A 13,178-nucleotide genomic window follows, 5' to 3' on the forward strand; every position below is an offset into this window, starting at 1 on the left:
GATTCTTTTCGGTCAGTGTGCGGCGTCGTACGCCGAGAGAACAGCGGAGGAAATGCGACCGCGCGGATTGATCGAGTGCCCGTTCTTCTCCGCCCAGGCACGCACATCCGCGAGGTCTCGAGAAGAAGGAACACGGCCGCGCGACGCGCGATGTGCGGCATGGTTCGATGAGCCGATCGAGCGCGCCGCCGTCGTGAACGGTTCGAATGCCTCGCGCAGCTTCGCGGCATTCTTTTCGGAGAGATCGATCTCGTAGGCGCGACCCTCGAGAGAAAATGTGATCGTCGATCCGCTTTCGAGGACGGAACCGTCGAGATCGTCGATCAACTGCGTGATGTGCTTCTTGGCCATGCCGCGATCATAAGACCGGCGATATGGCGTCACGGGGCGAAAGAATGGTAATTCACCCCTCGACTAACCCGCCGATCGGAACACATCCCCTCACCCCTCGGAGCGAGAAGCACCGCCCTCAATCGCACCGATCCGGCGATCCTCATCGTGCGTGAGTTCGTTCGAGAGGAATTCGTCGTCGGTGGGCAGGTGTAGCGCGAATCGCGCGTACGCGGATACCCGCAGAACCGCCTCACGGACGGAGATCTCCAGAACGTGACCACCGAGCGCACGGTCCTCGCTGAGGAAATGCAGGTGAAGACCCGCGACGGTGATGCCCTGATAGAGGCCCGGCATCCAGAACCCCACGACCGTTCCGCGCACGTCGTGGGATACCGTCTCGATCTGCTCCGCGGTGACCTCGGCGAGACGTCGGAACGGCGGTTGTTCGCGCGGCGTGAGGCGCGTACGAACCCGCGCCACGACGCCGTCCAGGCGGATCGCGTGGAACAGGTTCCGACTGACGAGGACGCCGTCGATCTCCGCCGCCAGCGCCGGTCCGTCGAGGTCGCGGACGGTGCGGGAGAGCGGTTCCCCGAGAGAGCACATGTCGAGAAACGGCATGGTCTCGTCGTCGCTCATGCGACGAGGAGGCCCCTCCGTGGTGCACGCGAAGAATTCACCGTCGAGCACGATGACTTCGCCGCCGAATCGCTCACAGCATCCGATGCCGGTATCACCGAGGGCGCGCGCGTCACCCACGGTGATACCGGTGGAATACAACCCACCCAGAAGGGCGTCGAGAGCGGCGAATTGCGTGACGACACCCGGGTCGATCACTGCTGCGGGGCGAATGTCCCCCGCCACGATCAGGACTGAGCGGCCGAATACGCTTCGAGCACCGCGGCGGGAACGCGACCGCGGTCGCTCACGGTGTGCCCGTTCGCCCGCGCCCACTCGCGCACTGCGCCGAGATCCAGGTCGTTGTCGCGGCGTGCGGCACGAGGGCGACGCGACGTGGTCGTCGTCCGCGACACCGAGCGCGCGGCATCGACGAAAGGAGCGATGGCGTTGTAGAACTTATCCGCATTGCGGTTCGACAAATCGATTTCGTAGGCACGGCCTTCGACGGAGAAGGTGATCTGCTTTCCTTCGCCCTCTTCGAGGACGGAGCCGTCGAGATCGTCAACAAGGTGAGTGATGTGCTTGATTGCCATGATGCATAAAACGCTACACCTTTTCCGCAATTGACAGCGACATTCGAGAATGTCATACACCCTCTCGCGCACGTTCAGGGGGCGATAGGCACGAGCGACGGGAAGCGCTATCCTCCCCCGTGGCGTTCGCACGGAGAGCGCCCGTTAGGAGAGTTGCGCGTGAGCCTATTCCGCACGAAGTCGGTCGAGCAGTCGATCGCCGACACCGACGAGCCGGAGTTCCGGCTGAAGAAGTCCCTCAGCGCCGTCGACCTGACCGTCTTCGGCGTCGGCGTGGTCATCGGCGCCGGTATCTTCACCCTCACCGGGCGCGCGGCCCACGATGTCGCCGGTCCCGCCGTCGTGATCAGCTTCGTCATCGCGGCGATCGCCTGCGGCCTCGCGGCGATGTGCTACGCCGAATTCGCGTCAACGGTGCCGGTCTCGGGCTCGGCCTACACGTTCTCGTACGCCTCGCTGGGCGAGCTCTTCGCTTGGATCATCGGGTGGGACCTCATCCTCGAGATGTTCCTCGGCGCGAGCGTCGTCGCGCAGGGGTGGAGCGCCTATCTCTCGGCTTTCCTGCAGCAGCTCGGCGTCGCCCTGCCCGCGGCCATCAGCTCGGGAGGCGTCGTCGACATCCCGGCCATTCTCCTGGTGCTCGTCTTGGGTGGCCTGATGACGATCGGCATCAAGGAATCGCTGCGGGTGAATCTCGTCCTCGTCGCGGTGAAGTTGTTCATCGTGCTGTTCGTCATCATCGCGGGCATCATGTTCATCGCCCCGGCGAACTACGACCCGTTCATTCCGGCATCCGTCCCCACCGAGTCGACCTCGGGCCTGACGCAGCCCCTGCTGCAGTTCCTCTCCGGCTTGCAGCCGGCGACGTTCGGCGTCGGCGGCATCCTCGCGGGTGCAGCGCTGGTCTTCTTCGCCTACATCGGCTTCGACGTCGTCGCGACGACCGCCGAAGAGACGAAGAAGCCTCAGCGCGACCTGCCGATCGGCATCATCGCCTCGCTCGTCATCTGCACGATCCTCTACTGCGCGGTCGCGATCGTCGTGACGGGAATGGTCCCCTACGACCAGCTGAACCCGAAGGCCGCGCTGGCCGAGGCCTTCGCCTTCCACGGCCAGACCTGGATGGCCACCGTCATCGCGGCGGGCGCCGTCGCGGGCCTCACCACCGTCGTGCTCACGCTGCTCATCGGAGCCACGCGCATCATCTTCGCCATGTCGCGCGACCGACTCCTGCCGGGCGCTCTGGCGAAGGTGCACCCCCGCTTCCGCACCCCGTGGGTCATCTCGATCATCGTCACCGCGGTGGTGGCGGTCGTGGCCGGCCTCACGCCGGTCGGCATCCTCGAAGAGATGGTCAACATCGGCACCCTCTCGGCCTTCGTGCTCGTCTCGATCGGCGTGGTGGTGCTGCGCCGGACGCGGCCCGACCTCAAGCGCGGATTCCGCGTCCCGCTGAGCCCGGTGCTTCCGATCCTGTCGGCGGCGATCTGCACCTACCTGATGCTCAACCTGTCGGTCGAGACGTGGTTGCGCTTCCTCATCTGGCTGGCGATCGGGTTCGCGATCTACTTCGCGTACTCGCGCCGGCACGCGCGCGTCGGCATGCAGGACGTGACGCCTCAGGTCATCGCTCGACCGAAGGACTGATCGATTCCGGATGCCAGGGTCTGCGGGGCCGCATCACGAAGCAGCTATCCGCGATACGTGCGCGATACGTCCTTCCCCCTAGGGTGAGAAGCGTCTGTCACCGACGATCACCACTCCGGGGGGTTTCATGGGGATCGCACGCACGTGGGTCTTTCCGATTCTGCGTCTGCTTCTGGTCGCGCTCGTCGCGGCCGCTCTGATCAAATTGGCGTTCTTCCCTGACCGACCGGCGGACGCCTCTCCGGCGGAACCCACGGGCGCGATCGTCGAGCCGCGCGTCGCGGCCGCCCTGGGGACCATCACGAACGATGTCGTCGTCGCCGCAACCGTGGCCGCCGACCCGGCCGTGCCGGTGAAGTCCACCGCCGGCGGCGTGGTGAACAAGATCTTCATCACCCAGGGGTCGGGTGTGAACCAGGGCGACGTGATCTTCAACGTCAAAGTCACGATCGAACGAGATCCGGCCGACAGCGTGGATGCAGAGGGCAAGCCCAAGCCCGCGATCTTCCGTTACGAAGACGTCACCGCCCCGGCAGGCGGCACGCTCAGCTCGCTCGCCGTCATCGAGGGCCAGGAGGTCACCGTCGGGATGGCGGCGGGGAACGTCGCGCCCCCGAGCTTCTCGGTGACGGGCACGCTCGAAGCGGCGCAGCAGTACCGCCTGCTCAACCGTCCGACCGAGGCATCCGTCGCCATCACCGGCGGACCCGCACCCTTCACGTGCACGAACCTGCGCCTGGTCACGCCTCTCGCGGGAAGCTCCGGTGACGGGGAGTCGACGGGCGGTAGCGGCACTTCCTCCTCGGCGGGCGGCTCCGGCACGACCGTGACGTGCGCCGTCCCGAGCGAGGTCACCGTGTTCGCGGGCCTCGCCGCCGAGATGACCATCGCCGGCGGCAAGGCCGAGAACGTGCTCGTCATCCCGACCACCGCCGTCCGGGGCGCCGCCCAGAGCGGCACGGTCTGGGTGTCGACGGCCGACGGCGCGACCGAGGAGCGCCCCGTCGCCCTCGGCCTGACGGACGGGACCCAGGTCGAGATCACGCAGGGATTGACCGAGGGCGAAGAGGTGCTCGAGTTCGCTCCCGGGGCGATGGCGGGATCGGGTGCGGGAGACAACTGCACCACGTACCCCGACGGCACGATGTTCTGCGAGTCGGTACCGGCGTCGTGAGCCTCCTCCGACTCGAAGACGTCACCCGCACGGTCATCCCCCCGGATCAACCCGCCCTCACGATCCTCTCCGGGGTGAACCTCACCATCGAGCCGGGCGACCACGTGTCGATCGTCGGCCGTTCCGGCTCGGGGAAGTCCACTCTGCTGAACCTGCTCGGTCTGCTCGACCTTCCGACCAGCGGCGTGATCAGCTTCGACGACCGCCCGGTGAAGAGCTACTCGAGCGCCCGACGCGATCGACTGCGCGGCGCGTCGATCGGCTTCGTCTTCCAGCAGTTCAACCTCCTCGCGGGACGCACGGCACTCGAGAACGTCACGATGCCGTTGCTCTACTCGTCGGGACGGACGTTCTGGCAGCGCAAACGGATCGCGGCCGAGATGCTCGAGCTGGTCGGTCTCGGGCACCGGCTGAACAGCATGCCCGACCGCCTGTCCGGCGGAGAGCAGCAGCGCGTCGCGATCGCCCGTTCCCTCGTACGCGGGCCGCGCCTGATCCTCGCCGACGAGCCCACGGGTGCCCTCGACCTCGACACCGGCCAGAGCGTCATGGAGCTGATCGACGACGTCGCCGAGCGCACCGGCGCGGCGCAGGTCGTCATCACGCACGACCCGATGATCGCTCGGCGCGCGCGCCGGCACTTCCGCCTGGATCGCGGCATCCTGACGCCCGTCGATGATCCCGCCTTCGAGCCGCTCACGCGCCGCGAGATCCGCGAGATGGCGCCGGTCGAGCCGAGCGGTGCGGCGACTGAGGACGACGCCGACATGCTCGACCTGTTCGCCGATGATCGGAAGGACGCCTGATGCGCGGGCTCACCGGCTTCGTCGGCGCTCTGCTCGAGGCCTGGCAGGAGGTACGCGTGCACCGCACGCGCGTGCTCCTTTCGCTCATCGGCGTCGCCGTGGCCGTGTGCTCGCTGACCACGGTGGTCGCCCTCGGCGCGATCGTGCAGCAGGCGAACCAGGAGCTCAGCGAACGTCAGGGCGGCAGGCCAGCCACGCTTTACGTCTCCGCGTTCCGTCTGGACGGGGCGATCGACCCGGCGGACATGGATGCCGCGTGGAGCAAGGTCCTCGAGCGCTACGACATCTCCTACGCGTCGCGTGTGCAGAACACCGTCCAGATGGTCCCGTTCGCGACGGGCGCGGTCCAGGTCGGAACGCAGGCCGTCGACCAGCCTTTCGGAGAGATGCACCGCGTCCAACTCACCGAGGGCTCGTGGTTCTCGCCGACCGACGAGCAACAGCTCGCGCCGCGGATCATCGTGAACGAGGTCTTCTGGGACCGCATGGGCCGGCCACCGCTCGAAAGCCACCCCGTGGTGGCCCTCGGCGGCGACGGCGTCCCGGGCGCGGCATCCGGAATCCCCGCCGGCGGCACGCTCGCGGTGGTCGTCGGGGTGACGCCCGCCAGCACGTGGGAGACCGAGCCGACGATGATCATGCTCGCGCGGCACGCGGAGGCGATGCAGAAGGCCGCCACCGGTGAACGCGGGTCGGCCGCCGCGGCCGCGGACCCGTACGGCGGCGGAGGAGCACCGCAGACCCAGTACGAGATGTGGGTACCGCCCGAACTCGCGGACGCCCTCACAGCGGCCGTCACGCGCGACCTGCAGGCGGCCCTCGGCGACGGCACCGAGGTGAACGTGTCGCGGCAGGACTGGGCGCAGTACGGCAACGACCCGTTCCTGGTGACGAAGCTCGTGGTGATCGGGATCGCGGTGCTCGTCCTCCTGCTCGGCGCGCTGGGCCTGGTCAACATCGCCCTGGTCACGGTCAAGCAGCGGGTGCGCGAGATCGGTATCCGACGCAGCTTCGGAGCGACGGCGGGTCGGGTCTTCTTCGCCGTGATGATGGAGAGCGTGGTCGCCACGGTCGTCGCGGGCGCCCTCGGCGTGGTGGCGGCGATCCTGATCGTGCAGTCACCGGCGATGCGCGACCTCGTCGGTCAGGGCATGGTCAGCGACTTCCCGCCCTTCCCCGTGGATGCCGCGATCGTCGGTCTCGTCGCGGCCACCGCGGTGGGGGCGTTGGCGGGCCTGCTGCCGGCCCTCGTCGCGGTGCGGGTCAAGGTGATCGACGCGATCCGCTACTGACGTCCGCGCCGGAGCCTCGCGGCGCGGCGGAGCGCCCGATAGGTTCGGAACGTGACCGACTCCTCGAGCGCCGTGCCGCCACCCTCCGCCCTGCCCGACGGGGTCGCTCCCCCGACGCCCACCGATTCGCTCCCCGCGATGGACATCACGGGCCTCGTGAAGCGGTTCGGCGAGAAGGTCGCCGTCGCCGGTCTCGACCTCCGCGTCCCCGCGGGGTCGTTCTACGGCCTGGTCGGTCCGAATGGCGCCGGGAAGACGACGACGCTGTCGATGGCGACGGGACTGCTGCGCCCCGACGCCGGAACGGTTCACATCCACGGCGTCGACGTGTGGGCACAGCCGGTCGAAGCCAAGAAGCTGATCGGCAACCTCGCCGATGGGGTGCGGCTCTTCGACCGCCTCACCGGCGAACAGCTCGTGACCTACACGGGCATGATGTTCGGCCTCACACGCGACGAGGTCGCCACGCGCACGGCCGACCTCCTGGGCATCATGGACCTGACCGAGGCCGCCGGCACGCCCGTCGTCGACTACTCCGCTGGCATGACCAAGAAGGTCGCCCTCGCCTGCGCTCTCGTGCACGCGCCGCGCCTGCTGGTGCTCGACGAGCCCTTCGAGTCGGTGGACCCCGTGTCGGCCGCCAACATCGAGGACATCCTCCGCGGCTACACCGCCTCGGGAGGCACGGTCATCGTCTCGAGTCACTCGATGGACCTCGTGCAGCGCATGTGCGACCACGTCGCCGTCATCGCTCAGGGCCGGCTGCTGGCATCCGGAACCGTCGACGAGGTGCGCGCCGGGAAGACGCTGCAGGACCGGTTCGTCGAGCTCGTCGGCGGCCGCCACCACGCGGAGGGGCCGCAGTGGTTGCGACAGTCCTGAGGATCCGTTTCCGCGTCCTCGGCAACACCCTCGCGCGCAGCCCGATGCAGTTGGTCGGGTTCATCTTCGGCGTGATCGGCGCGCTCTGGATGCTGCTGTTCGCGGCGGTCGGGTTGTTCTTCGTCGGCACGCTCGACTTCGACACGGCCCGAGCCGCCGTCACGGGAGCCGGGGCCGTGCTGATCCTCGGGTGGGTCGTCGGTCCGATCTTCGCGACCGGCGTCGACACGACGCTGGATCCCGCGAAGCTCGCACCCTTCCCCATGACCACCACGCAGATGATGATCGCGATCACCGCGGGCGGGCTCACCGGCGTCGGTGGCCTCGCGACCGTCGTCGCGAGTCTGCTCACCTTCCTCGTGTGGGTGCATGAGCCGGTTGCCGCGATCGCCGCGATCGTGTGCGTCCCGATCGGCGTGCTGATCTGCGTGGTCGCCTCGCGCGCCGTGACGGCGCTGGCATCCGGAATCGGCGGCGGCCGGCGCACGAAGGAGCTGATCGGCCTCGTCGCGTTCGCGCTGGTGATCTTCGCGAGCCCGATCCTCATCGGCATCCTGAACGCGGTGCAGTCCGCCACCGAGCAGGGATTGCAGCTGCAGACGCTCGTCGGCGCCATCTCGTGGACGCCGATCGGCGCCGCCTGGGCCGTGCCGGGAGACCTCGCGACCGGCTCGTGGCTGACCGCGATCCTGAAGTTCGTGATCGCCGTCGCGACACTCGCCGTGCTGTGGGTGCTGTGGTTCCGCAACCTGTCGGCGTCCGTCATCGCCCCGCCCGCGCGGTCGACGGCGAAGCGCAAGACCGGCTCGCTCGGCTGGTTCGGCATCATGCCGTCGAACCCGGTCGGCGCGACCTGGGCCCGCTCGCTCACGTCGTGGACCCGCGACCTGCGTTACATCCGGCAGCTGCTGCTCATCCCGTTCGCGCCGATCCTCGTGCTCATCTACTCGCAGTGGGACGTCAGCGGACCGTTCTTCGCCCTCTCGGGCCTGCTGGTCGGGTTCTTCGCGGGGGTGCTCCCCTACTCCGACATCTCGTACGACGGCACGGCTTTCGCGACCGTCATGCAGACCGGGATCCGCGGCCGCGCGGATCGACTCGGGCGCACGCTGGGCACCGCAAGCGTCGCTGTTCCGCTCGTCGTCGCCGCCGACATCGTCACTCTCGCGATCTCGGGACGGTGGGATCTCCTGCCGCCGGTGCTCGGCGCCTCGCTCGGCTTGACGCTCATCGGTTTCGGCATCAGCGCGGTGAGCTCGGCGTTCCTCGTCGTCCCGACCCCGGCGCCCGGCGATTCGCCGTTCAAGCGCGTGCCGGGGTCCTCGTTCTCGATGTTCCTGACGTTCTTCCTGTGCTGGGCCCTCGTCGCGATCATCGGGCTGCCGACGGTGATCCCCGCCATGATCGCCACGTTCGCCGGGTCGAGTGTCGCGGGATGGATCGCGTTCGTCGTCGGGCCGGTGCTCGGCGTCGCGGTGCTGGCGGCCGGCGTCGTGATCGGCGGCAAACGCTTCGACACCAACGCGCCAGGCCTGCTCGTTCAGTTGCGGTCGTTCCAGGGGGCGTAGAGGGGCGGATGCCGTTCGCCCGGCGCCGGGTCGGGGCCGGGCGATCTCAGTGCCGACGTCAGGCCGACGAGGGGCCGGCTCCGCGAAGGGCCTGATCGACGACGCGCTCGCAGTAGCTCTCGGCGGCGAGCGGGTCGTCGAACGGAGACGGCGCGAAGCCCATCAGGGTTCCCACCAGCGCCGAACCCGTGATCGCCTGCAGCAGCACGTCGGCGTCGCATCGATCCGACAGTTCGCCTCGCTCAATGGCCGCCTGCACCAGGCCGCGATTGCCGACGTGGATGACCGTACGCAGTCGTTCGAAGTACTGGTCGAAGACGGCGGGCTGCGAGGCGCGTTCAGCGCTCACGCGCAGGACGAAACTGCCCTGGTCGGAGAACATGAGTCGCAGCACCGAGAGAGCGATCTCGCGAAGGTGACCGCGGATGTCCGTCCCGTCCGTCTGGGCGGGCTCGAGCACGTGCGAACGCAGAGCTTCGTCCAGCAGCTCGTCCGCCGAGGACCATCGGCGGTAGATCGCGGGTTTACCGACGCCTGACTCGCGGGCGACGGCGTCGAACGTGAGACCCGCTCGACCCGATGCGGCATAGACGCGCTGCGCCGCCATCAACACCCTCGCGTTGATCTCGGGGTCACGAGGGCGGCCGGTTCGCTGTCGAGTGTCCGCCACGCGGTCCACGATACCGACGGCGATCCCGGGGACGGGCCGACCGTTGCATGGACGAGGGGATGGGTCTAACGTCACTTACGTACGATGTCCGTACGTAAGTGACGAAGGAGTCCCAGATGACCACCACCCTCCCGCCGGCAGGCTCAGCGAACGCACCGTTCGTCCTCACCGAGGAGCTTCTGTGGGGCGACATCGCGAGATGGCGACGGTTCGGCGACGTCGTGCCGGCGGGCCACTCTCTCGCGCTCGACGGATCCGTGGACTATGGGCTGTTCGGCCCGGGGTCGGTCACGTGGAAGGTGGTTCTGCATCCCGCGATCATCGTGTTCGAGAGTCCCGCCCAAGCCGTCCTGCAGTTCCTCTACAAGCCCATCACCGCGGGGATCCGAGACGCCGACCCCATCTCCCGGCGCGCGCGCTCCGGCAAGTTCACCTGGTTCGACTTCTTCGAGCGGTTCCAGCGCAATTCGGGGATGCACGCACCGATGTGGCTGGGCGACACCGAGACCGCGACGCGGATGGCGACCCACCTGCACCGTATCCACGGCCACGTGCAGGGTCCGGTGATCGATCCCGACGACGCGTCGCTCGGCGGGTATGCCGCAGCCGAACCCCGCGACGCCATGTGGGCCGCGATCACGGAGATGCACGCGATGCTCCTTGCGTACGAAAGTCTCGCCTGGCACGGAGACGAACCGCCGCGCCCGCTCTCACCGGAAGAGCGTGACCAGTACGTCGCCGAGATGGCGCCGTACCTCCGGCTCGTGGGTGCCGAGGAGTCGGAGATCCCGCACAGCATGGCCGACCTCGACGCGCTCTACGAGAAGTACTCGCCCTACTTCGGCCACCGCGAGAGCGTTTTCCGTGATCTCGAAACGGGCGTCGACATGATGCTGCAGTACCGTCAGGTGGCGGAAACGAACTGGCATCCGAGCCACGCACTCGCCACGGACGTCCTCGCCGAGACCTACAACGACTGGCACGACGTCATGCCGGCCATCCTCCCCGAGAAACTGCAGCTGGCGGCCGGCCGGACGCGCGAGCAGGTCGACGCCTCCGGCGACGCGATCCGCGCGCGTGAAGGCGACATCCGCGCCATCCAGAGCCCGGACAGCGAGGCCCGCATCATGAAGCTGCTCTGGGGCCCGGACGGTGTGGATCTGATCACCAGCGCGCGTCGCCTGGAAGAGGAGTTCCGCGCGAAGGCGTGACCATCGTCGTGCGCACCGGCATCCGCGGCTGCGCCAGCTGACCGGACGGGGGCGGCGGACGTCACGACACGACGGCCGTCGCCCCGACGCCTGCTCAGGTCGCGCGAGTCACGCCCAGAGCGGGCAGGATGACGTCGTCGATGACCGAGATCACGTACTCCGGGGTGATCGGCGTGCGTTGCATGAGAGTGCGATAGCAGATCATCGCCGAGCCGACGGAGGCGATCATGTCGACGTCCCGGTCGGCCGGGACCTCGCCGCGCTCGATCGCGCGACGGATGAGCATCTTGTTGAGCTCCAGACGAGGAGCGACGAGCGCCGTCTGCGCCGCATCGGCGAGCTCGGGCGAGCGCGAGAGCATCGACACGATGCCCGCCATGACCTGGAGCTTCTTCTCCCCCTCCTCGATCGAGAGCGGCTTGACCATCGCGACGAGATCTCCGCGGAGCGTTCCGGTGTCGGGCACGTCGCGCGCACGGAGATCATCGCGCTTCATGCACGCCACGGCGTCGAGGACGAGCTCCTCCTTGGACGCCCAGCGACGATAGACGGTGGCCTTCCCCGCTCGCGCGCGGGCGGCGACCATGTCGATGGTCATTCCGTCGTACCCCGCCTCGGCGAGGACGTCGAGCGCGGCGTCGAGGATCTCGGCATCCCGTGATCGATCGCGCTTGCGCCCCGGTCCGGACTGCTCGTCGGCAGTGTCGACGGCTTCTGCGTCGATGAGCTCCAGCGGCGTCATCGCAGCCGACCCCCTTCTTCGTCTCTTCCGGCGATCCCGCCGAGCCCTCAGTCTAAGCGGACCGGATGAATTTCGGAACTGGCTGTTTCCGGAACTGATCAGTTCCGTATATGGTGTCGCCCATGACCTCCTCCTCGACCTCGGTGCCGCCCTCGCGCCGCCGTTGGCTGACGCTCGTCATCGTCGGCCTCGCCCAGCTCATGGTCGTCCTCGACGCGACCATCGTGAACATCGCGCTGCCCGCCGCCCAAGCCGATCTCGAATTCTCGAACGGCGATCGGCAGTGGGTCATAACGGCCTACTCGCTCGCCTTCGGCAGCCTGCTGCTGCTCGGTGGCCGGCTCTCCGACCTGATCGGGCGCAAGCTCACCTTCGTCGTCGGCCTCATCGGTTTCGCGGTGGCGTCGGCGTGGGCCGGAGCGGCACCCGACTTCGCCACGCTGGTCGCCGCCCGGGCTCTCCAAGGCGCCTTCGGGGCACTGCTGGCCCCGACCGCGCTGGCTGTCCTCACGACGACATTCACCGTGCCGAAGGAGCGCGCCCGCGCGTTCGGCGTGTTCGGGGCGATCGCCGGCGCCGGCGGTGCCGTCGGTCTCCTGCTCGGCGGCGTGCTGACCGAGAAGCTCGACTGGCGCTGGAACCTCTACATCAACGTCGTCATCGCCGCCGTGGCGGTGATCGGCGTGCTGGTCTTCGTCCCGCGCATCGAGCGTCACGGGCCGCGACCGCGGCTCGACGTGCCCGGCACGCTGCTCGTCTCGGCCGGCCTGTTCGGGGTCGTGTTCGGCTTCGCGAACGCCGAGACCGACGGGTGGGAGTCTCCCCTGGCCTGGGGCACTCTGATCGCCGCCGCCGTCCTGCTGGGAGGATTCGTCGCGTGGCAGAGCCGGGCCGCTCATCCCCTCCTGCCGCTGCAGGTGCTGCGCGATCGCAACCGGGCGGCGGCCTACATCTCGATCCTGGTGGCCGGTGCGGGGATGTTCGGCATCTTTCTCTTCGTCACCTACTTCCTGCAGGTGTCGCTCGCGTTCAGCCCGATCCAGACCGGTCTCGCGTTCCTGCCCATGATCATGATGCTCGTTCTCGCCGCCCAGCTGTCGACCAACATCTTCCTGCCCCGCTTCGGGCCGAAGATCATGGTGACGATCGGGATGACGCTCGGGGTGCTCGGCATGCTCCTCCTCACGCGGCTCGACCTGGACAGCTCGTACGTCGCGAACGTGCTGCCGGCGCTCGTCGTCATGGGAAGCGCGATGGGCACGATCATGCCCGGCTCCATGCAGACCGCCACCCTCGGGGTCGACCGGCACTTCGCAGGCGTGGCGTCGGCGCTCGTGAACACGAGCCAGCAGGTCGGCGGCTCGATCGGCACGGCGATGTTGAACACGATCGCCGCCGCCGCCGCGACCGACTACATCACCGCCCACGCACCTGCCTCGCCCGAGGTCATCGCAAGTGCGGCGGTGGCCAGTTACTCCACCGTGTACTGGTGGGCCACCGGGATCTTCGCCGTCGGCGCCGTCGTGGCGGGACTGCTGTTCCGCACACGCGCGGCGACGGCCGCACTGCTCGCGGAGCGCCCTCCCGTGGCGGACGGGGCCGCGGAGCCCGTCGTGGCGCACTGACTCCGAGCGGGCAC

The 13,178-nt window shown here is 68.4% G+C and carries 13 protein-coding genes; 8 read left to right on the forward strand and 5 right to left on the reverse strand.

Going from position 1 to position 13,178, the window contains the following annotated elements:
* Positions 1-12 precede the first annotated feature (12 nt).
* The 3 genes from P2P98_RS10710 to P2P98_RS10720 form a co-directional block, all read right to left on the reverse strand.
* A complete protein-coding gene (locus P2P98_RS10710) occupies positions 13-351 on the reverse strand; it encodes an Lsr2 family protein (protein WP_058613441.1) in 339 nt (112 codons plus the stop codon).
* A gap of 90 nt (positions 352-441) precedes the next feature.
* Positions 442-1,197 (reverse strand): acetolactate decarboxylase, encoded by a 756-nt coding sequence (locus P2P98_RS10715; protein ID WP_275799706.1) that lies wholly within the window; start codon positions 1,195-1,197, stop codon positions 442-444.
* A gap of 2 nt (positions 1,198-1,199) precedes the next feature.
* Positions 1,200-1,547, reverse strand: a complete 348-nt coding sequence (locus tag P2P98_RS10720; RefSeq protein ID WP_058627514.1) for an Lsr2 family protein — start codon at positions 1,545-1,547, stop codon at positions 1,200-1,202.
* Between the two features lie 159 nt (positions 1,548-1,706).
* On the opposite strand from P2P98_RS10720, the gene P2P98_RS10725 reads away from it, so the two are divergent.
* From P2P98_RS10725 to P2P98_RS10750, 6 genes are all read left to right on the forward strand, one after another.
* Positions 1,707-3,194: an amino acid permease gene (locus P2P98_RS10725; RefSeq protein ID WP_275799707.1), complete on the forward strand. Its 1,488-nt coding sequence runs from the start codon at positions 1,707-1,709 to the stop codon at positions 3,192-3,194.
* A gap of 127 nt (positions 3,195-3,321) precedes the next feature.
* Positions 3,322-4,368, forward strand: a complete 1,047-nt coding sequence (locus tag P2P98_RS10730) for an efflux RND transporter periplasmic adaptor subunit (protein ID WP_275799708.1) — start codon at positions 3,322-3,324, stop codon at positions 4,366-4,368.
* Complete coding sequence (locus tag P2P98_RS10735) at positions 4,365-5,174, forward strand: ABC transporter ATP-binding protein (protein WP_275799710.1); 810 nt, start codon at positions 4,365-4,367, stop codon at positions 5,172-5,174. Before P2P98_RS10730 ends, P2P98_RS10735 begins: the two co-directional genes overlap by 4 nt.
* Positions 5,174-6,466 carry an ABC transporter permease gene (locus tag P2P98_RS10740; protein WP_275799711.1) on the forward strand — a complete coding sequence of 431 codons (1,293 nt, stop codon included), beginning with the start codon at positions 5,174-5,176 and terminating at the stop codon, positions 6,464-6,466. The genes P2P98_RS10735 and P2P98_RS10740 overlap by 1 nt, the downstream gene beginning before the upstream one ends.
* A 138-nt stretch (positions 6,467-6,604) precedes the next feature.
* A complete protein-coding gene (locus P2P98_RS10745; RefSeq protein ID WP_275799719.1) occupies positions 6,605-7,348 on the forward strand; it encodes an ABC transporter ATP-binding protein in 744 nt (247 codons plus the stop codon).
* Positions 7,330-8,916 (forward strand): hypothetical protein, encoded by a 1,587-nt coding sequence (locus P2P98_RS10750; RefSeq protein WP_275799712.1) that lies wholly within the window; start codon positions 7,330-7,332, stop codon positions 8,914-8,916. The genes P2P98_RS10745 and P2P98_RS10750 overlap by 19 nt, the downstream gene beginning before the upstream one ends.
* 58 nt (positions 8,917-8,974) lie before the next feature.
* Here the strand turns inward: P2P98_RS10750 and P2P98_RS10755 are convergent, their stop codons facing one another.
* On the reverse strand, positions 8,975-9,586 hold the full coding sequence (locus P2P98_RS10755) for a TetR/AcrR family transcriptional regulator (RefSeq protein WP_275799714.1): 612 nt from the start codon (positions 9,584-9,586) through the stop codon (positions 8,975-8,977).
* A 116-nt stretch (positions 9,587-9,702) separates the two neighbouring features.
* Between P2P98_RS10755 and P2P98_RS10760 the strand changes: the two genes are divergently transcribed.
* The gene (locus tag P2P98_RS10760; protein ID WP_275799715.1) at positions 9,703-10,797 is read left to right on the forward strand and encodes an oxygenase MpaB family protein; all 1,095 of its coding nucleotides are present in this window, start codon (positions 9,703-9,705) and stop codon (positions 10,795-10,797) included.
* 94 nt (positions 10,798-10,891) lie between these two features.
* Here the strand turns inward: P2P98_RS10760 and P2P98_RS10765 are convergent, their stop codons facing one another.
* Positions 10,892-11,539, reverse strand: a complete 648-nt coding sequence (locus P2P98_RS10765; RefSeq protein ID WP_275799716.1) for a TetR/AcrR family transcriptional regulator — start codon at positions 11,537-11,539, stop codon at positions 10,892-10,894.
* Between the two features lie 122 nt (positions 11,540-11,661).
* On the opposite strand from P2P98_RS10765, the gene P2P98_RS10770 reads away from it, so the two are divergent.
* Positions 11,662-13,164 carry an MFS transporter gene (locus tag P2P98_RS10770; RefSeq protein WP_275799717.1) on the forward strand — a complete coding sequence of 501 codons (1,503 nt, stop codon included), beginning with the start codon at positions 11,662-11,664 and terminating at the stop codon, positions 13,162-13,164.
* Positions 13,165-13,178: the final 14 nt, after the last annotated feature.

The organism is Microbacterium sp. Kw_RZR3, from assembly GCF_029222405.1.
Taxonomy (GTDB): Bacteria; Actinomycetota; Actinomycetes; order Actinomycetales; family Microbacteriaceae; genus Microbacterium.